21 protein-coding genes are annotated in these 19581 nt (G+C 71.0%); 18 read left to right on the forward strand and 3 right to left on the reverse strand.

All coding sequences use genetic code 11. The features are described 5' to 3' along the window. The first annotated feature begins 123 nt into the window (after positions 1–123). Entirely contained in the window at positions 124–1440 is a 1317-nt protein-coding gene (locus HCU73_RS06055) for an NAD(P)/FAD-dependent oxidoreductase (protein WP_168622537.1), read from the forward strand. A 12-nt stretch (positions 1441–1452) separates the two neighbouring features. Then, entirely contained in the window at positions 1453–1809 is a 357-nt protein-coding gene (locus HCU73_RS06060; RefSeq protein ID WP_168622538.1) for a DUF5368 domain-containing protein, read from the forward strand. A gap of 34 nt (positions 1810–1843) precedes the next feature. On the opposite strand, the gene HCU73_RS06065 is transcribed toward HCU73_RS06060, so the two are convergent. Further along, the gene (locus tag HCU73_RS06065; protein ID WP_168622539.1) at positions 1844–3232 is read right to left on the reverse strand and encodes a type I glutamate--ammonia ligase; all 1389 of its coding nucleotides are present in this window, start codon (positions 3230–3232) and stop codon (positions 1844–1846) included. Continuing rightward, entirely contained in the window at positions 3225–4607 is a 1383-nt protein-coding gene (locus HCU73_RS06070; protein ID WP_239025468.1) for an aspartate aminotransferase family protein, read from the reverse strand. The genes HCU73_RS06065 and HCU73_RS06070 overlap by 8 nt, the downstream gene beginning before the upstream one ends. A gap of 191 nt (positions 4608–4798) precedes the next feature. Between HCU73_RS06070 and HCU73_RS06075 the strand changes: the two genes are divergently transcribed. From HCU73_RS06075 to HCU73_RS06110, 8 genes are all read left to right on the forward strand, one after another. Continuing rightward, positions 4799–6040, forward strand: a complete 1242-nt coding sequence (locus HCU73_RS06075) for a flavin monoamine oxidase family protein (RefSeq protein WP_168622540.1) — start codon at positions 4799–4801, stop codon at positions 6038–6040. A 125-nt stretch (positions 6041–6165) separates the two neighbouring features. After that, entirely contained in the window at positions 6166–7086 is a 921-nt protein-coding gene (locus HCU73_RS06080; RefSeq protein WP_168622541.1) for a lipid A-modifier LpxR family protein, read from the forward strand. Positions 7087–7294: 208 nt separating this feature from the next. Next, positions 7295–8278 carry a Hint domain-containing protein gene (locus tag HCU73_RS06085; RefSeq protein WP_239025469.1) on the forward strand — a complete coding sequence of 328 codons (984 nt, stop codon included), beginning with the start codon at positions 7295–7297 and terminating at the stop codon, positions 8276–8278. Positions 8279–8450: 172 nt separating this feature from the next. Beyond that, positions 8451–9071 carry a 30S ribosomal protein S4 gene (rpsD, locus tag HCU73_RS06090; protein ID WP_168622543.1) on the forward strand — a complete coding sequence of 207 codons (621 nt, stop codon included), beginning with the start codon at positions 8451–8453 and terminating at the stop codon, positions 9069–9071. A gap of 100 nt (positions 9072–9171) precedes the next feature. After that, positions 9172–10593 carry a homospermidine synthase gene (locus tag HCU73_RS06095; RefSeq protein WP_168622544.1) on the forward strand — a complete coding sequence of 474 codons (1422 nt, stop codon included), beginning with the start codon at positions 9172–9174 and terminating at the stop codon, positions 10591–10593. A gap of 175 nt (positions 10594–10768) precedes the next feature. Further along, positions 10769–12016, forward strand: a complete 1248-nt coding sequence (locus HCU73_RS06100) for an MFS transporter (RefSeq protein ID WP_168622545.1) — start codon at positions 10769–10771, stop codon at positions 12014–12016. 71 nt (positions 12017–12087) lie between these two features. Then, a complete protein-coding gene (locus HCU73_RS06105; protein WP_168622546.1) occupies positions 12088–12954 on the forward strand; it encodes a 50S ribosomal protein L11 methyltransferase in 867 nt (288 codons plus the stop codon). Between the two features lie 218 nt (positions 12955–13172). Continuing rightward, positions 13173–13454, forward strand: coding sequence for a hypothetical protein (locus HCU73_RS06110; protein WP_168622547.1), 282 nt, complete (start codon positions 13173–13175; stop codon positions 13452–13454). Positions 13455–13546: 92 nt separating this feature from the next. Here HCU73_RS06110 and HCU73_RS06115 read toward each other — a convergent pair whose 3' ends face one another. Continuing rightward, entirely contained in the window at positions 13547–13753 is a 207-nt protein-coding gene (locus HCU73_RS06115) for a DUF1127 domain-containing protein (protein ID WP_168622548.1), read from the reverse strand. A 374-nt stretch (positions 13754–14127) separates the two neighbouring features. Between HCU73_RS06115 and ruvC the strand changes: the two genes are divergently transcribed. The 8 genes from ruvC (at position 14128) to HCU73_RS06155 (ending at position 19575) form a co-directional block, all read left to right on the forward strand. Next, entirely contained in the window at positions 14128–14631 is a 504-nt protein-coding gene (gene ruvC / locus HCU73_RS06120) for a crossover junction endodeoxyribonuclease RuvC (protein ID WP_168622549.1), read from the forward strand. Beyond that, the gene (gene ruvA, locus HCU73_RS06125) at positions 14628–15302 is read left to right on the forward strand and encodes a Holliday junction branch migration protein RuvA (protein ID WP_168622550.1); all 675 of its coding nucleotides are present in this window, start codon (positions 14628–14630) and stop codon (positions 15300–15302) included. Before ruvC ends, ruvA begins: the two co-directional genes overlap by 4 nt. A 41-nt stretch (positions 15303–15343) precedes the next feature. Beyond that, positions 15344–16366 carry a Holliday junction branch migration DNA helicase RuvB gene (ruvB, locus tag HCU73_RS06130; RefSeq protein ID WP_168622551.1) on the forward strand — a complete coding sequence of 341 codons (1023 nt, stop codon included), beginning with the start codon at positions 15344–15346 and terminating at the stop codon, positions 16364–16366. Positions 16367–16377: 11 nt separating this feature from the next. Then, positions 16378–17241: a hypothetical protein gene (locus HCU73_RS06135; protein ID WP_168622552.1), complete on the forward strand. Its 864-nt coding sequence runs from the start codon at positions 16378–16380 to the stop codon at positions 17239–17241. A 9-nt stretch (positions 17242–17250) separates the two neighbouring features. Next, a complete protein-coding gene (locus HCU73_RS06140; RefSeq protein ID WP_210730524.1) occupies positions 17251–17889 on the forward strand; it encodes a hypothetical protein in 639 nt (212 codons plus the stop codon). Continuing rightward, on the forward strand, positions 17886–18296 hold the full coding sequence (ybgC, locus tag HCU73_RS06145; RefSeq protein ID WP_168622553.1) for a tol-pal system-associated acyl-CoA thioesterase: 411 nt from the start codon (positions 17886–17888) through the stop codon (positions 18294–18296). Before HCU73_RS06140 ends, ybgC begins: the two co-directional genes overlap by 4 nt. Positions 18297–18409: 113 nt before the next feature. Further along, positions 18410–19102, forward strand: a complete 693-nt coding sequence (gene tolQ, locus HCU73_RS06150; RefSeq protein ID WP_168622554.1) for a protein TolQ — start codon at positions 18410–18412, stop codon at positions 19100–19102. After that, positions 19102–19575, forward strand: coding sequence for an ExbD/TolR family protein (locus tag HCU73_RS06155; protein ID WP_168622555.1), 474 nt, complete (start codon positions 19102–19104; stop codon positions 19573–19575). Before tolQ ends, HCU73_RS06155 begins: the two co-directional genes overlap by 1 nt. Positions 19576–19581: the final 6 nt, after the last annotated feature.

Raw genomic sequence — 19581 nt, forward strand, 5'->3', positions numbered from 1 at the left:
TGACCCGGCGCGCCCGGTTTTTTCGCCGGCCCCGCACCCTGTGCGACGGCCGTTTGATCCACGTCATGTCGCGCTGTTGACGGTGTTCATAACCTGCGCCCGCAAGGTTCGCAGGAGTGTGCCATGACCGAGGATTTCCAGACCAGCCGCCGCGCCTTCCTGGCGTTGGCCGCGACCGGGGCCGCTGCCGCCGCCCTGCCCGCGCGCGACGCCGGGGCGCAGGCCGTCGCCACCAATGCCCGCATCGTCATCATCGGGGCGGGGGCCGCCGGCACGGCGATGGCCAACCGGCTGGTGCGCCGGCTGGAGGGCGCGCAGATCACCCTGATCGACCCGCGGGCCGAGCACCTCTACCAGCCCGGCCTGTCGCTGGTCGCCGCGGGGCTCAAGCCAGCGTCCTATGTCGTCTCGCGGACAACCGACTGGCTGCCCGCGGGCGTCACCCTGATCGCCGAGCCGGTGGCCGCCGTCGACCCCGAGGCGCAGACCGTGGCGACCGGGGGCGGCCAGAGCCTCGGCTACGACTTCCTGATCGTGGCGCCCGGCCTGATCCTCGACCACGACGCGATCGAGGGTTTCTCGCTCGACATGGTGGGCGAGAACGGGATCGGCGCGCTTTATGCCGGGCCCGACCATGCCGCCCGGACCTGGGCCGCGGCGGCCCGCTTCGTCGAGGAGGGCGGGCGCGGCGTCTTCACCCGCCCCGCGACCGAGATGAAATGCGCCGGCGCGCCGCTCAAGCACACTTTCCTGATCGACGACCGCCTGCGCCGGGCCGGCAACCGGGGCAACGCCGAGATCGCCTATATGGCGCCGCAGACCGCGCTGTTCGGGGTGCCGATCGTGTCGGAACGGGTGCGGATGCTGTTCGGCGACCGCGGCATCGGCTTCACCCAGCAGCGGACGCTCCGGTCCATCGACGCCGAGGCCCGCATCGCCACCTTCGTCGACCAGGACGGCTTCACCCACGAGGAGGACTACGACTACCTCCACGTCATCCCGCCGCAACGCGCGCCCGCCTTCGTGGTGGAGTCCGGCCTGGCCTGGGCCGACCGCTGGACCGACCAGGGCTGGGTCGACTGCGAGCCCGCCACGCTGCGCCACAACCGCTATCCCAACATCTGGGCCGTGGGCGACGTGGCCGGCGTGCCCAAGGGCAAGACGGCGGCCAGCGTCAAGTGGCAGGTGCCGGTGGTCGAGGATCACCTGGTCGCCGCCATCGAGGGCCGCGAGGGCACCGAGACCTACAACGGCTACACCTCCTGCCCGCTGATCACCCGGATCGGCCGGGCGATGCTGGTGGAGTTCGACTACAACAACAACCTTGTCCCGTCCTTCCCCGGCATCATCGCGCCGCTGGAGGAGCTGTGGATCAGCTGGCTGATGAAGGAGGTGGCGCTCAAGGCCACCTACAACGCCATGCTGCGCGGCCGCGCCTGAGGAGGATGCCCGATGAAAGACCTGACCTTCGAGACGATGATCGCGGTGTTCGAGGAGATCTTCGGCCGCGGCCTGTTCTGGGCCATGGTGGCGGCCGCCGTGCTGGTGACGCTGGCCTGGCTCTACGTGCTGGTCCGCGACCGCAGCCTCGGGATGCGGCAGTTCCTGATCGCGCAGCTGTTCATGCCGGTGGGGGCCGTTCTGGCGGTGTGGTTCGTGCTGGTGATGACGGAAAGCCACCTGTCCGACATCGGCGGCCCGATCGACGTGATCGTGCTTCTGGGCATCGCCGCGATGGGCGCGGTCGGCGGCGCGATCCTGGTCTACACGGTGGAACGGCTGGTCCTGCGGCGCGGCGCGGACCAGTGACCGCCCGCCGCCGCCTGCTCTGGGTCGCCGTCCCTCAGACCCGGTGCAGGTACAGCTCGTAGTCCACGTCCGGGATAGTGCGGGCGACCCGGGCGTATTCCGCGGCCTTCACCGCGGTGAAGGTGCGGTGCATCTCCTCGCCCAGCGCGTCCTTCAGGAAGGCCGAGCCCTGCGCCGCCGCGATGGCCGCGCCCCAGTCGCGCGGGATCGCGGCGTCGCGCCCGGCCTCGTAGGCGTTGCCGGTGGTCTCGGGGCCGGGGTCGATGCGCTCCTCGATGCCCTTGCGCATGGCCGCCAGCACCGTCGCCGCGACGAGGTAGGGGTTGGCGTCGACGCCCGAGGGGCGGTGCTCGATCCGCCGCGCGGCGCGGTCGCCCGCCGGCACCCTGATCGCGACCGAGCGGTTGTTCACGCCCCAGACCGGCGACACCGGCGCATAGCTCTGGTCGGCGAAGCGGCGCCAGCTGTTGGCGTGGGGGGCGAAGACCAGCATGGTCTCTCCCATGGTGGCGAGCGTCCCGCCGATCGCGTGGCGCAGCATGTCGGTGAAGCCCGCGCCCGGCGCCTCGGCCAGCGCGTTGCGCCCCGTGCCGTCGCGCAGGCTGACATGCAGGTGCATCCCCGAGCCCGCGTAATCGGCCAGCGGCTTGGCCATGAAGCAGGCCACCACGCCATGCCGCCGGGCCTGCGCCCGCACGATGCGCTTCAGCCGCACCAGGTCGTCGGCGGCCTGCAGGATGTCGTCGCGGTGGCGCAGCGTCAGCTCGTACTGCCCCGGCGCGTATTCCGAGATCAGCGTCTCGGCGGTGATCCCCGCCTTGGCCGCGCCGGCGTAGATGTCGTCGAACAGCGGCTGCATCCCGATAAGCTGGTCGACGGAATAGACCTCGGTGCGGCCCGAGTGGCGCCCGTCCAGCACGTCGCGGGCGGGCTGCACCTGGCCCTGCGCGTCGCGCTCGGGGTCGAGCAGGAAGAACTCCAGCTCGAAGGCGGCGGTCGGGTGCAGGTCGTGCGCCGCCATCGCCGCGACCTGCCGGGTCAGCGCGTGGCGCGGGTCCGACAGCATCGGCGTGCCGTCGAGGTGGTATTGCGACAGGAACAGCTCGGCCCGCGCGGGGTCGGTGCCGTGCAGCGGCACCAGCGACCCCGGCACCGGCCAGGCCCGCAGGTCGCCGTCGCCCGCGTCCCAGATCAGGCCGGTCTCGTGCACGTCCTCGCCCACCACGTCGAGCCCGAGGATCGAGATCGGCAGGTGCCGCCCGCCGCGATACAGCGCGGCCAGCTCGTGCCGGCGGATGATCTTGCCGCGCGCGATGCCGTTGGAATCGTGCAGCAGGATATCCACCGCCTGGATCTCGGGGTGGGCGGCCAGGAAGGTCTCGGCCTCGGCGGGGGTGGCCCCCGAGGGGCAGGTGTCAGGCACGGCTGTCGTCCTTGAGGTCGGTCACGATGTCGGTGAAGGCCGCCACCAGCCGGTCGATCTGGCGGCGGGTGGTGACGGGGCTCACCAGCATCATGTTGTGGAACGGCGCGATCAGGCAGCCGCGGTTCAGAAGGCCCAGGTGCACCACGGATTCGACGACCGGGTGATGGGCCTCGGCGGCCTCGGTCCCGTTGCGCAGGGGCCCGGGGGCGCAGATGAATTCGACCCGCGCGCCGACGCGGATGGCGTGCCAGGGCAGCCCGGCGGCGGCTATGGCGCGCGACAGGCCGTCGACCAGCCGCTGGGCGCCGGCGTCCATGCGGGCGAAGGCGGCCTCGGTCGCCACCTCCTCCAGCGTCGCGGCGAGGCAGGCGAACTGCATCGGGTTGCCGGCCAGCGTGGTGCCCATGCCGGAATGGCCCGGCGCGCGGGCCGCGTCGTAGGCGCGGAACCGGGCGGCGACGGCCTCGGTCATGCCCCAGAGCGCGGTGGGCATCCCCCCGGCCACGCATTTGCCGATGACGAAGAGGTCGGGCTTCAGCCCATGCACGCGGGTGTAGCCGCCAAGGCCCGAGGACTGCGTGTGCGTCTCGTCGATGATCAGAAGCGCGCCATGCCGGTCCGCCAGCGCCCGCAGCCCCTCCAGGAACCCCGGCTCGGGCAGGACCATGCAGGAATTGGTCATCACCGGCTCGGTCAGGATCGCGGCGACATCGCCCTGCGCCAGCGCCGCCTCGACCGCGTCCAGGTCGTTGAACTCGACGCAGACGGCGCCCTCGGTCAGGTCGAAGCCCTGCCCGACCAGCCCCTGCCGCGGGACGGTGCGGCCGTTCGACAGCTCCACCATCGTGTCCTCCAGCGTGCCGTGGTAGCAGCCGTTGAACACCAGCACGCGGCGCCGCCCGGTGATCGCGCGCGCGATGCGCAGCGCGTGGCGGTTGGCGTCGGTGGCACTCAGCGTCACCTGCCACAGGAAGGGGCCGAAGCGCTCGGTCATCAGCGCGCCGGCCTTCAGCGCGGCCTCGGACGGCAGCATGTAGGTCAGCCCGCGGCCCGCCTGTGCGCGGATCGCCCGGGCGACGGCGGGCGGCGCGTGGCCGAACATCGACCCGGTGTCGCCGAGGCAGAAATCGTCCAGCACATGCCCGTCGATGTCGGTCAGCCGCGCGCCCTTGGCCTCGGCCACCACCAGCGGGAAGGGCGAGGGCCAGTCGCGCATCCAGTGCATCGGCACCCCGTTCAGCCAGGGCGCGGCCCCGGCCTGCAGCGCGGCCTGCGTCCTCGGGCGGGCGGCGGTGAAGCGGGCGGCCTCGCGGGCGCGGACGGTCTCAATCCGGGCGGGGTCCAGGCCGGCGACGGTTGGGCGGGGGCTCATCGGCATGTGCATGGTCGGGTCCGGGGTGCAGGTGCGGTGGGCTGACTCGTGTGTCCTACCCGGTTCCGCGCGGTTCAGCGAGGGGGCGCTTGACCGCGCCGCGCCGGTTGACGCTTGACAGGGCCGCCCCCCGCGCTGCCACCATCGCCGCGGCGCGAGCGGGTGTGGTGCCGGGTCACGAGGACGGACGCATGACGGACACCGATGTGGTGGTCGTGGGGGCCGGGGCCGCCGGGCTGGCCGCGGCCCGGGCGCTGCGGGCCCACGGCCTGCGGTTCGTGGTGCTCGAGGCGATGGACCGCATCGGCGGGCGGGCCTGGACCACCGACACGGATTTCGGTGTGCCCTTCGACATCGGCTGCGCCTGGCTTCATGCCGCCGACCGCAACCCCTTCTTCCCCGAGGCCGAGGCGGCGGGCTGGACGCTGCACCACCACCCGATGGGCGTCGACCGGCTCTATTTCGGCGACCGGGCGGCCACCCCCGGCGAACTGGCCGAGATCTGCGCCGCCGAGGCCGAGCTGGAGCGCCTGCTCGACACCGGGGCGGCCGACGACCGGCTGTCGTCGCTGTTTTCCGCCAGCCGGGCGGCGCGGGCGGCCGCGACCTTCTGCGGGCCGATGGATTTCGGGCAGGACGCCGACGAGATCTCGGTGACCGATTTCCGCGGCGCGGCCGACCTCGACCCCAACTATTTCACCCGCGAAGGCTTCGGCGCGCTGGTGGCGCGGTTCGGGGCCGACGTGCCGGTGTCGCTGTCCACGCCGGTGCGGGCGATCGACTGGTCGGGCGACGGCGTCGCGGTCGAGACCGCCCGCGGCACGGTGCGGGCGCGGGCGGTGATCGTCACGGTGTCCACCGGCGTGCTGGCCTTCGAGGAGATCCGGTTTCGCCCCCGGCTGCCCGAGCGCCATGTCGAGGCGATCTTCGACCTGCCGATGGGTCTTCTGACCAAGATCCCCGTCGAGATCCGGGGCGACCGGCTGGGCCTCAACCCCTTCGACGACCTGCTGATCGAGCGCCACGCCCATCACGACGTGTATTTCCTGTGCTTTCCCTTCGACCTCGACCTGATGGTGGGCTTCGTCGGCGGCGATTTCGCCTGGGAGATGGAGGCCGCCGGCCCCGCGGCGGCGGTGGATTTCGTCACCGACCGGCTGGAGGACATCTTCGGCTCCGGCATCCGCCGCGCGGTGGGGCGGTCGCGCATGACGCAGTGGGGTGGCGAACGCTACGTGCGCGGGGCCTACGCCGCGGCGCGGCCCGGCAAGGCCCGCGCCCGCGCCACGCTGGCCGACCCCGTGGCCGACCGGATCTGGTTCGCGGGCGAGGCGCTGGCCGGCGCGCTGCAGCAGACGGCCGGGGGCGCGCGGCTGTCGGGCGAGCGCGTCGCGGGGCAGGTCGTGCGGGCGCTGTGGCCGGGACGCGCCTGACGCCGGGCCGGGGCGCGCGCGGAGGGGCGAAAAATCGGGTCCCGCCATAGCCATGCCGCATTTGCGATGGTAGTGTCCCGTCAAACCGCAGGCGGATCAACCGCCGCAACGCGCGAGGCAGTGTGATGGCAGTTGTTTTTCCCCGGCTCGGGGCAGCCGTTCTGGTTCTTTCCGTCCTGGCCCCCGCGGCCCAGGCCCAGGATGGCCGCGAGACCCTCGGCCTCGTGCGGCAGTTCACCAACGACACCATCGCCGACCGGCAGGACCGCTGGCGCTCGGGCGGCTTCGCCATCAGCGCCTTCCGCGGCACGCACTGGGCCGGGTCGCTGCCGACGCAGCCCTTCGAGATCATGGAATACCGCCTGCGCGGCGAGGTGATGGCGCCCGACAACCTGGCCAACCCCGCGCCCGGCGACCGGCTCTATGCCGGCACCTGGTGGCTCGGGGCGCATACCCATTTCGACTGGCAGGGCTTCGAGGTGACGGCCGGCGCCGACATCGCCATCACCGGCGAGCAGAGCCGCATCCGGGCGTTCCAGTCGACCATCCACGACTGGTTCTCGATGCCGCGGATGGACGTGGAAAACCACCAGGTCGACAACGGCGTCCACCTGCACGGCACCGTCGAGGTCGCCCGCACCCTCGGCTGGGGCGGCACCGAGCTGCGCCCCTTCGTCGAGCTGCAGGCCGGGGCCGAGACGCTGGCCCGCGCCGGCTTCGACCTGACGCTGGGCAATCTGGGGCAGGGCGGGCTGCGCACCCGCGACCCGATCACCGGCCAGCGGCTCGAGGGGATCGTCGGCGACAGCGACGGCGGCTGGTCCTTCCTGCTCGGCGCCGACAGCGCCTGGGTCGACAGCTCGGTCTTCCTGCCCGCCGACCGCGGCTACCAGGTCGAGGACGTCCGCCACCGCGTGCGCGCCGGGGTGAACTACGGCTTCGGCTCCAGCAACATCTTCTACGGGGTGACCTGGCTGTCCGAGGAATTCGTCGGCCAGACCGAGGGGCAGCTGGTGGGCTCGCTCAGCCTCGGCTTGCAATTCTGACATTTCGTAGCTGTCGCCGAATCGCACGCTATACACAGCGAATCACCTTTGGTATGGTGTCCGGCAAGCACGGGCGACCAACGCCCGGCATGACAAGACTTGAGGCGGGGCAATGGGCACGGGCTTTCGGGGCGCGTTCATGATTTCATGGGCGCAGACCTGGGTAGAGGGTTATCCGGCAGAACCAGAACAAGATCTGGCGGAAGGGATGGCGTGGAGCTGGCATGGCCGAGCCATTCCCCTGGAGGGTGACGGCGCCGCCCTCATCCTGACCGCCAGCCGGGACCATGACGAGCTTCGTGCCCGCGCGGCGCGGGTGGTGCGCAAGATCCTGCAACGCCCCGCGCCCGGCCCCGCCGACCTTGCCGCCGACGAGGCGGACCCGGTGTTCCGCGGCGCCTTCGTGGTGTCGGACGGCACCCGCTTCTTCACCATCGTTCCGATCGTGATCGAGGACGGCGCCGCGCCAGTCCTGCTGTTCGCGGGCGACATGCCGCCGCCCGACCGCGAGCTGACCGTCGTGCACCGCTCCGAGCGCACGCTGCGCGCGACCCCGTCCGAGCGCCCCTCGGTGATCTGCTTCACCCCCGGCACGCGGCTCAGGACCGAGACCGGCGATGTGGCGATCGAGGACCTCGGGCCCGGCCACCGGCTCCTGACCCGCGACGACGGTCCGCAGGACGTGCTGTGGACCGGCCACCGCCGGATGTCGGGCGCGCGGCTCTTCGCGATGCCCGAGCAGCGGCCGATCCGGCTGCGCCGCGGCGCGCTGGGGGTCGACCGGCCCGATGCCGACCTCATCGTCAGCCCCGAGCACCGGGTGCTGGTGACGGGCCGCGCGGCCCGCGACCTCTGGGGCGAGGACGAGGTGCTGGTGCGCGCCGCCGACCTCGTGGGCGACCGCTACATCACCGTCGACCATTCCCTGCGCGAGACCTGGTACATCCACCTGATGCTCGACCGCCACCAGGTGATCTGGGCCAACGGGCTGGAGGTCGAGACCTTCCACCCCGGCTTCATGGGGCTCGACCACCTGTCGGGCGTGCAGCGCGACCTGTTGTTCGACCTGCGCCCCGAGCTGGCGGGAAACCCCGATCTCTACGGCGCGGCCGCCCGCCGCATGGTCAGCCGGGCCGAGGCGGCGATCCTGCTGCACGGCGCCCCGTCGCGGGCCGTCGCCGCCCGGCATTGACAGCCCCGCCCGATCCGCCTAGACAGCCCCCCGCGTCCCCCGGTCCGCAACGGCCGGGGGTCTTCATTGGTGTTGGTGGCTCCCGCAAGGGACAGCCTGTCGGCCGCAAGGCAAAGGACAACGCCCTTCATCGCGGCGCCCCCGGGCCCGCACGCCAGAAGGAGATCAGACGGTGACCAAACGCACCTCTGCCAAGTACAAGATCGACCGCCGCATGGGCGAGAACATCTGGGGCCGCCCCAAGTCGCCCGTGAACAAGCGCGAGTACGGCCCGGGCCAGCACGGCCAGCGCCGCAAGGGCAAGATGTCGGACTTCGGTCTGCAGCTGCGCGCCAAGCAGAAGCTCAAGGGCTATTACGGCGACCTGACCGAGAAGCAGTTCCGCCGCATCTACGCCGAGGCCGAGCGTCGCCGCGGCGACACCGGCGAGCTGCTGATCGGCCTGCTGGAGCGCCGGCTGGATGCCGTCGTCTACCGTGCCAAGTTCGTGCCGACCATCTTCGCGGCGCGCCAGTTCGTGAACCACGGCCACGTCACCGTGAACGGCAAGCGGGTCAACATCCCCTCCTACCGCGTGCAGGAAGGCGACGTCATCGAGGTGCGCGACAAGTCCAAGCAGATGGTCGTGGTGCTCGAGGCGGTGCAGCTGGCCGAGCGCGACGTGCCGGACTACCTCGAGGTCGACCACTCCAAGATGACCGCCACCTTCGTGCGGACCCCGGGCCTGGCCGACGTGCCCTACCCGGTGGTGATGGAGCCCAACCTCGTCATCGAATACTACGCGCAGAACTGACGCGTCCGGGGGCGACCCCGCCAGAGACAGAGTTTCGGGCCGTGCCGTTCCGGTGCGGCCCGTTGCGTTTCCAGACCCCGCAGACCGGAGGACCCATCCCATGGCCCAGTCCCATCCCGTCTACGGCCGCATCGACGGCCCCATCGTCATCATCGGCTTCGGCTCGATCGGCAAGGGCACCTGGCCCCTGATCGAACGCCACTTCGACTACGACGCCGACCGGCTGGTGGTGATCGAGCCCGACCCCGCCCAGGCGAACTTCCTGCGCCAGCACCGGATCAACCACGTGCCCGTCGCGGTGACGCAGGAGAACTACCGCGAGCTTCTGGGCGGGCTGCTGGAGCCGGGCCGGGGGTTCTGCGTGAACCTGAGCGTCGACACCTCGTCGCTCGACCTGATGCGGCTCTGCCGCGAGCTGGGCGTGCCCTACATCGACACCGTCGTGGAGCCCTGGGCCGGTTACTATTTCGGGACCACCGACAACGCCGCGCGCACCAACTACGCGCTGCGGCAGGCGGTGCGCGACGAGAAGGCGCGCAACCCCGGCGGCACCACCGCGATTTCCTGCTGCGGGGCCAATCCGGGCATGGTGTCGTGGTTCGTCAAGGAGGCGCTCCTGACGCTGGCGCGCGACACCGGCCGCGACGTGGCGCCGCCCGCCACCCGCGAGGGCTGGGCGCGGCTGATGCAGGGCCTCGGCGTCAAGGGCATCCACATCGCCGAGCGCGACACCCAGGACCGCCGCGTCCCGCGCCCGCGCGGGGTGTTCGTGAACACCTGGTCGGTGGAGGGGTTCATCGCCGAGGGGTTCCAGCCGGCGGAGCTGGGCTGGGGCACCCACGAGCCGTGGTTCCCCGAGAACGGGCATCGCCACGAGACCGGCTGCCAGGCCGGGATCTGGCTGGAGCGGCCGGGCGCGATCACGCGGGTGCACACCTGGTGCCCGACGCCGGGGCCGCAGTTCGGGTTCCTCGTGACGCACAACGAGGCGATCTCGATCGCCGACTACTACACGGTGGGGCAGGGGGCGGCGCCGGAGTATCGGCCGACCTGCCACTACGCCTATCACCCCTGCGACGACGCGGTGCTGTCGCTGCACGAGATGTTCGGCTCGGGGCGGGTGCAGGAGAAGCACCACATCCTGACCGAGGACGAGATCGTGCAGGGCATCGACGAGCTGGGCGTGCTGCTCTACGGGCATGAGAAGAACGCGCTGTGGTACGGCTCGCGGCTGTCGAACGACGCGGCGCGCGATCTTGCGCCCTACCAGAACGCGACCGGGCTGCAGGTGACCTCCGCCGTGCTGGCCGGCATGGTCTGGGCGCTGGAGAACCCGAACGCGGGCATCGTCGAGGCCGACGAGATGGACCACGCGCGCTGCCTGCAGGTGCAGCGGCCGTACCTGGGGCCGGTCGAGGCGCATTACACCGACTGGACGCCGCTGCAGGACCGCTGGGAGCTGTTTCCCGAGGACATCGACCCGGACGAGCCCTGGGCGTTCCGCAACGTGCTGGCGAGCTGAGGGCCGGCTCCTCGGTGCCCTCGTCGCCGGGACGGCGGCGCGACAGGCGGGCCGCGCGCGTGCTCCGGGCGTTGCTCCCGAAGGGCGTATTTTGGGAAAGATGAAGCAGCGGTCTGTGCGCTGCCGCACCGTCGCGTCGATGGACGGGGGCGGGAAAGCGGCGTAAGGGCGAGGGATGGCACTTGGCGATACCCTCAGGACGCTGTCCCTTGCGGAGGCGGAGCGGCTGCCCCTCTGGCGGCGGCCGGTGGCGCTTCTGGCGCTGATGGCCTTTGCCATGCCGGTCGCCTTCGCGACCTGGTCAGCGCTGCTGAACAACTTCGTCATCGAGATGGCGGGCTTCGACGGGGCCGACATCGGCTGGCTGCACACGGTGCGCGAGATCCCCGGGTTCCTGGCCATCGGGGTGATCCTGTTGATCCTGTTCATCCGCGAGCAGGTGCTGGCGCTGGTGTCGCTGGTGCTGCTGGGGGTGGCGACCGCGTTGACGGCGCAGTTCCCGACGTTGGGCGGGCTCTTGTTCGTGACGCTGCTGAGCTCGATCGGGTTCCACTACTACGAGACGGTGAACCAGTCGCTGCAGCTGCAGTGGATCGACAAGAAGAAGGCCCCGCAGACGCTGGGCTGGCTGTTGTCGGTGGGGTCGGGGGCGACGCTCCTGGCCTATGCGCTGATCGTGGTGACCTGGCGCGCCTATGACCTGAGCTACGATTTCGTCTACTGGGTCGCGGGCGGGGTGACGGCGGCCATCGCGGTGGTCTGCTTCTTCGCCTTTCCGCAGTTCGAGAGCCCGAACCCGCAGACCAAGAAGATGGTGCTGCGCCGGCGCTACTGGCTCTACTACGCGCTGCAGTTCATGTCGGGGGCGCGGCGGCAGATCTTCGTCGTCTTCGCGGCCTTCATGATGGTCGAGCGCTACGGCTTCGACGTGCACCAGATCACGGCGCTGTTCATGGGCACGCTCCTGGCCAACATGATCGCCGCGCCGTTCCTCGGCGCGATCGTGGCGCGGTTCGGCGAGCGGCTGGCGCTGGTGGTGGAATACGCCGGGCTGGGCGTGATCTTCCTGCTCTACGCGGGGCTCTACATCTACGACTGGGGCCCGTGGGTGGCCGGGGCGCTCTACGTGCTGAACCACCTGTTCTTCGCGCTGGCGCTGGCCATCAAGACCTATTTCCAGAAGATCGCCGATCCGGGCGACATCGCCCCCACCGCCGCCGTGGCCTTCACCATCAACCACATCGCGGCGGTGTTCCTGCCGGCCGCGCTGGGCTACCTGTGGCTGACCTCGCCGACCTCGGTGTTCCTGCTGGCCGCCGGCATGGCCGGGATCTCGCTGCTGCTGTCGCTGCTGGTGCCGCGGCACCCCGAGCCGGGCAACGAGACGGTGCTGGTCCGGCCCGCGCCCGCGCCCGCCGAGTAGCGCGCCCGTTGCCAAGCGCCCGCCAAGGGCGTAGTCCGCGCAGGACACGCGACCGCGACGGAGCCCGACCGATGACCACCTGGACCGCCCTGACCACGCTGGCCGACAAGGCGCAGGCCGAGGCGCTCGGCGCCGCGCTCGAGGAGCTGGAGCCCGAGCCGACCGGGGTGGGCGTGTTCGAGATGGAGGACGGCTCGGGTCTGTTCGAGGTCGGCGGCTACTTCACCGAGGCGCCCGACGACATCGCGCTGGCGATCCTGGCCGCGGCCCATGGCGCGAGGCCCTTCACCGTGTCCGAGGTGCCCGAGACCGACTGGGTCGCCCATGTCCGCCGCGAGCTGCACCCGGTCGAGGCCGGGCGCTTCTTCGTCTACGGATCACACGACGCCGACCGGCTGCCCGGCGACCGGATCGGCCTGCTGATCGAGGCCGCGATGGCCTTCGGCACCGGGCATCACGGGACCACCAAGGGCTGTTTGGAAGCCGTGGACAGATTGTTGACGGCCGGCTTCACCCCCCGAAATGTGGCGGATGTTGGATGCGGGACGGCGGTGCTCGCCATCGCCGCGGCCAAGGTGCTGGACGGCCCGGTGATCGCCTCGGACATCGACCCGGTGGCGGTCGACGTGGCCCGCGCCAACGTCGCGGCGAACGGCGTGGAGGGGCGGGTGGCCTGCGTCGAGGCGGCCGGGTTCGACCACCCGGAGCTGGACCGGAACGCCCCCTATGACCTTGTTTTCGCTAATATTCTCAAGGGGCCTCTGGTGGAGCTTGCGCCCGACATGGCGCCGCGCGTCGCGCCGGGCGGGCGGGTCATCCTGTCGGGCATCCTGACGCCCCAGGCCGACGACGTGATCGCCGCCTACACGGCCCAGGGCTTCGCCCTCGAACACCGCCGGGAGATCGGCGAGTGGACCACCCTGACGCTGCGCCGCTAGGGCGGGGAGGGGCCGGGCCGCGTCCCAGTTCCGCCGCATTTCGCTCGCATTTCGTCACAGTTTTTGCTAATTCAGACCTTGGTGGGGGCGACGAGTCATGAACGAGTTGCCCGATGAATCAGGACTATCCGAACTTCCAGGCCCGCGTTGGACGTATTGAACGTGCCCGGCGCAACCGCGTCGAGGGTGAGTTCGTACTCCAGTCGAACGGTCTGCTCGTGCCCAAACACCGCAGCCTGCGCTTCCGGTTCCCGTTCCGCGGCCTTCTGGCCGCCTTCGTGATTGCCGTGGCGGTCAAGGCGTATCTGATCTGGTTCCTTGGCCTCGACCTGTACCAGGCCGAGGTGACGGAATTGCTCAACGGCACCAGCTTCCAGCAGGCCGCCGCGCGCATCCTGATGCCCGACCAGATGACCATGTGGGTGGTCGACCGCTACGACTGGATCGCCGAGCAGGTCACCACCTGGCGCGCGACGCTGGCGACCGGCGCCGAGGGCTGACACCGCAACGCGGTCCGCGCAATGAAAAAGGGCGCTCCCGATCGCATCGGGAGCGCCCTTTGTCTTGGTCCGCGGTGGCGGCCCGTCCGCGGTCAGCGGCGGGTGAAGGTGCCGCGGGCGATCTCTTCGATGTCGCCGCGCACCAGGCCCAGGTCGTCGAGCTCGCGGTCCGACAGCGCCGAGAGGCTCTTGCGGGTCACGCGGGCATCGTTCCAGGCGGCGATGCGGCCGACGAGGTCGGCAACATAGCGGGAGGCGCCGAAGCCGGCGCCGAGGGGGCGGTTCGTCATGGTGGCCATCGGGTCGTCTCCTGTCCGATCGTCGGTTGAAGGGCATGGGTGCCTGCGTTTTGTGCACCCTGCGAACACGCCGCATCTAGAGAGCCGGAAAGCGTCGGGCAAGGAGCATTTCTTGCATGGGTCACATGCAATTTCTGCATGGCAGAAAAACCGGGTTAACAGACCGAAAACACAGGCAAAAATCCGCTCATGCGTGTCGTTTTCAGAGCGCGGAATGGCGCTTTTCGACGCCGCGTTTCCGACCTCGTCGGAAAGCGACATCCGGGGCCCCGAAACGGACCTTGGCCTAGGCAATGTTCGCCTTTCGTGCTAGTGATGCAGAAAGGTCGCAGCAAGCGGCCGGTTTCGAGGCGGCGACGGGCAGGGACCAGCGGATGCGGATCATCGGGATCGACCCGGGGCTCAGGTGCCTCGGCTGGGGGGTGATCGAGGCCGACGGGCCGCGACTCAGGCATGTCGCGAACGGCCAGATCCTCAGCGGCGCGGGCGACCTCGCCGCGCGGCTTCTGGCGCTGCATGTGCAGCTGACCGAGATCGTGGCCCGCCACGCGCCGGACATGGCGGCGGTGGAACAGACCTTCGTCAACCGCGACGGGGCCGGCACGCTCAAGCTGGGGCAGGCGCGCGGCATCGCCATGCTGGTGCCGGCGCAGGCCGGGCTGCCGGTGGCGGAATACGCGCCGAACGCGGTGAAGAAGACGGTGGTCGGCGTCGGCCACGCGGAAAAGCAGCAGGTGGACCACATGGTGCGGATGCAGCTGCCGGGCTGCGCGCCCGCGGGCCCCGATGCGGCCGACGCGCTCGCCATCGCGATCTGCCATGCCTTCCACGCGCAGACCGCCGGGCGGCTGGCGCAGGCGATCGGGGCGGCGCGATGATCGGCAAGCTGACGGGCCGGGTGGATTACAAGGCGGCCGACCACGTGCTGCTCGACGTGGGCGGGGTGGGCTACACCGTGCACTGCTCCGAGCGGACGCTGGCCGCGCTGCCCGGGGCGGGGCAGGCGGCGGCGCTCTACACCGAGTTGCTGGTGCGCGAGGACCTGTTGCAGCTGTTCGGCTTTCTCACCCCCTACGACCGGGAATGGCACCGGCTGCTCACCACTGTGCAGGGCGTGGGGGCCAAGGCGTCCATGTCGATCCTCGGCACGCTCGGGGCCGAGGGCGTGGCCCGCGCCATCGCCATCGGCGACTGGGGTGCGGTCAAGGCCGCGCCGGGCGTGGGGCCGAAACTGGCGCAGCGGGTGGTGAACGAACTGAAGGACAAGGCGCCGGGGATCATGGCGCTGGGCGGCACGCTGGGGCAGGCGGCGGGCACCGTCCCCGACCCGTTGATCGAGCCGGACCGTCCGATCGTAGCGCCCGCTTCAAAACCGGCCGCGCCCTCCTCCGGTGCCGCGCAGGCCGATGCGCTGTCGGCGCTGTCGAACCTCGGCTATGCGCCGTCCGAGGCCGCCCGCGCGGTCGCCGAGGCGGCGGGCAACGACCCCGGCGCCGAGGCCCCGGCCCTGATCCGCGCCGCCCTGCGGCTGCTCGCGCCAAAGGAGTGAGGGGTGGCGCGCCCCGTCCGCCCCGGGCATAGAGGACCGCGATGACCGAGCCCGACCCCACGCTCCGCCCCGAGGCGCTGCCCGAGGACGCAGACCGCGCGCTGCGGCCGCAGACGCTGGGCGATTTCATCGGCCAGGCCGAGGCGCGGGCGAACCTGGGCGTGTTCCTCGAAAGCGCGCGGCGGCGGGGCGAGGCGATGGACCACGTCCTGTTCCACGGGCCGCCGGGCTTGGGCAAGACGACGCTGGCGCAGATCATGGCGCGCGAGCTTGGCGTGAATTTCCGCATGACCTCCGGGCCCGTGCTGGCGCGGGCGGGCGATCTGGCGGCGATCCTGACCAACCTCGAGGCGCGTGACGTTCTCTTCATCGACGAGATCCACCGCCTGAACCCGGCGGTCGAGGAGATCCTCTACCCCGCGATGGAGGATTTCGAGCTCGACCTCGTGATCGGCGAGGGCCCCGCCGCGCGCACTGTGCGGATCGAGCTGCAGCCCTTCACGCTGGTCGGCGCGACGACGCGGCTGGGCCTGCTGACGACGCCGCTCCGCGACCGCTTCGGCATCCCCACGCGGCTGCAGTTCTACACCACCGAGGAGCTGACCCGCATCGTCGAGCGCGGCGCGCGGCTGTCGGGCATCCCGTCGGACCCCGAGGGCGTGCACGAGATCGCCGCCCGCGCCCGCGGCACGCCGCGGATTGCCGGGCGGCTGTTGCGCCGGGTGATCGACTTCGCGCTGGTCGAGGGCGACGGGCGGCTGACCCGGGCCATCGCCGACAGCGCGCTGACCCGGCTGGGGGTCGACTACCTTGGCCTCGACGGGGCCGACCGGCGCTATCTGACGCTCATCGCCGAGAACTACGCCGGCGGGCCGGTGGGGGTGGAGACGCTGTCGGCCGCCCTGTCGGAAAGCCGCGATGCGATCGAGGAGGTGATCGAGCCCTACCTCCTGCAACAGGGGTTGATCGCGCGGACCCCGCGGGGAAGGATGCTGGCCCAGAAAGGCTGGACGCATCTGGGGCTGCAGGCCCCGCCCGCGCCCGGCCAGGCCGACCTGTTCTGAGAATTCGATTGATGCGCCTGGTTTCGTTCTGTTTTTCGCTTTTCCTGCCCATCGCGGCGCTGGCCGATGTCCCCCTCGGCGATTTCACCCGCTTCGACACCCGCTTCGGCCCGGTCGAGGTGGTCGAGGCGCAGGGCGCGCCGGCGCTGCGCATCCACGGCCGCGACATCGCGCTCCCGCAGCGGTCTGCGATCACCATTCGCACCGCCTTCGCGCTGGCGGAGGAGCCGGTCGACTGGGTGCTCGTCGGGCAGGGCGGTGGTGGCGGGGCCTGCCCGCCGCCTGTCACCATCCTGCGCGTCACCGCCGGCGATGTCGCCGTCAGCCCGCCCTTCGGCGCCTGCGTCCACACCATCCGCGAGGTCGCGCTGTCGCCGGGCCGGATCGCCGTGCACCTGCCCTCGCCGGTGAACGCCGACCTGAGCCGGGTGTTCACCTTCGACGGTGTGACACTGACCGAGGCCGACATCCCGCTCGACCCCGCCGCCTACACGGCCCTGCCGACGCCTGCCGAGATCGCCGCCTGGGCCGGGACCTACCGGCATCTGCCCGAGGAACCCTTCGTCCGTGCCGCCCTGCGCGCCTATCTGGCGCAAAGATACGATGATCTGGGCGACTCCGCGCGCGAGATGTTCGACCGGATCGAGGCGGCCAGCGCCGTCCGACCCGCGCTGATCCGGCGCGGCGACTGGGTGTTCCAGACCGGCTGCCGCGCCCGGCAGTGCGACCAGGTCCGCGCGATCATCGGGGTCCGCATCACCGATGCGGCGGTCGTCGCTGCCTTGCTGGAGCCGAACGGGCGGGGCGCGAGCCTCGGTCCCGATCTGCTCGACCCCGCGTTCCGGCAGCTTGTCGAAGAACAGCGCCCGGATTAGGTCCGCCGCATGCAGCCGCTCACCCCCGACGCCGTCATGGCCCTGTTCACCCGCGCCGACGGCCAGTTCCTGTTCGCCCGCTGGGGCCGCCCCCTCGTGCCCGTCGTCTTCGGCGTCGAGGACGCGACCGTCTCGATCCTGAAGGGCGCGATCGAGGCCGTGGTGGCGCTGGCCGGCCACAAGATGGCCGAGACCGACCCAGAGCTGGGCGCGAACCTGATGATCTTCTTCCTGCGCGACTGGGCCGAGCTGACCCAGACGCCGAACCTCGACCGGCTGATCCCCGACCTGCCCGAGACCGTCGCCCGGCTGGAGCGGGCCGACGCGAACCAGTACCGCGCCTTCCGCTTCGATGCCGAGGGCGGGATCAAGGCGGCCTTCGTCTTCGTGCGCATGGACGCCGCGCTGGCCGAGGCGCCGGCCGAGACCATCGCCCTGTCCCAGATCGTGCAGACGATCCTGCTCTGGTCCGACACCGCCTTTCTCGGCACCTCGCCGCTGGCCGTGCTGTCGGACGGCGGCCCCGCGATCCTGAAGCCCGAGATCGCCGGCCTGATCCGCGCCGCCTACGATCCTGTCCTGCCGGTGGCCGCGACCGACCCGAGCCACGCGCTGCGCCTGGCCGCCCGTGTGGGGAGGGCGCAGTGACCCACCTCTGGCCGATCCGCGTCTATTACGAGGACACCGACCTTGCGGGCCTCGTCTACTACGCCAACTACCTGCGCTTCATCGAGCGGGCGCGGTCCGAGATGGTCCGGGCGGCCGGCGTCGACCAGGTGGAGATGAAGGCGCGCGGCCTCGTCTTCGCCGTGCGGCGGGTCGAGGCGGATTACCTCAAGCCCGCGCGCTACGACGACCAGATCGAGGTGCGCACGACGCTCGACCGGGTGAAGGGCGCCAGTTTCGACATGCCGCAGGAGGTGTGGCGCGGCGACGACCTGCTGTTCCGGGCCCGCGTGACCATCGTGGTGCTGGACGCGCAGGGCCGCGCCACCCGGCTTCCGGCGGATATTCGCGCAGCCCTCGCCCCGTTCACGGCAGATGTCGGCCCCTGACAGAGAAGTGTTCGCAATCCCCCTTCCAAACTGGTAAACTCTCGCTCTAAGAGGCGCGCACGAACGCGCCCGCGATGATTTTGAGGCCGGGGCAGAGGAAGTCTTTACCAGTCATGGAAACCGAAACGCTCGCCGTCGCGCAACACGCGGAGTATACCGTTGTTGCGCTGTTCTTCCGTGCGACCCTCATCGTCCAGCTTGTCATGATCGGGCTGATCGTGGCGTCGGTATGGGTGTGGGCCGTGACCTTCACCAAGGTCGCCATGTTCCGCCGCGCCCGCGCCAATGCCGCGGCCTTCGATTCCGCCTTCTGGTCGGGCGAGCCGCTGGACGAGCTCTACGACCAGATCGCCGACGCCCCCCGTAGCGCCTACGAGCGCGTCTTCGTCGCCGGCATGACGGAATGGCGGCGATCACTGCGCGATGACGGCGCGCTGATCCCGGGCGTGCAGCAGCGCGTCGACCGGTCGATGGACGTGGCCATCGCGCGGGAAAGCGAGCGCTGGACGCAGGGGCTGAACTTCCTCGCCACCACCGGCTCGGCCGCGCCCTTCGTGGGCCTGTTCGGCACGGTCTGGGGCATCATGCGCTCGTTCCAGGAGATCGCGGCCTCGGGCAACACCTCGCTCGCCGTCGTGGCGCCCGGTATCGCCGAGGCGCTGCTGGCCACCGGCCTCGGCCTGCTCGCGGCCATCCCGGCGGTGATTCTCTACAACAAGCTCAGCGGCGATGCCGACCGGCTCGTCACCGGGCTGGAAGGCTTCGCCGACGAGTTCTCCACCCTCCTGTCGCGGCAGCTCGACTGATGGGGGTCTCGCTCGCCACCAACAGCGGCTCGCGCCGGCGCGGGCGGGGGCGCAGGGCCAACCTGCGCCCGATGTCCGAGATCAACGTGACGCCCTTCGTCGACGTCATCCTGTGCCTTCTGATCATCTTCATGGTCTCGGCGCCGCTGATGACCGTGGGGGTGCCCATCGACCTGCCCGACACCTCGGCCGAGGCGCTGCCGTCCGAGGACGAGGAGCCGCTGACCGTCACGCTGACGCCCGAGGGCGAGGTGATGATCCAGACCACGGCGGTGCCCGCCGCGGACCTGATCCCGCGTCTGCAGGCGATCGCGGCCGAGCGGGATTCGACCCGCATCTTCCTGCGCGCCGACGGGGCGATCCCCTACGAGGACGTGATGCGCGTGATGGGGGCGCTGAATGCCGGCGGGTTCCGCGAGATCGGTCTCGTCACCGATTCGGGCGGCCCGCGTCTCGACGGAACCGGAGAGTAAGGGGGG

This window comes from Roseicyclus persicicus (assembly GCF_012395815.1).
GTDB lineage: Bacteria > Pseudomonadota > Alphaproteobacteria > Rhodobacterales > Rhodobacteraceae > Roseicyclus > Roseicyclus persicicus.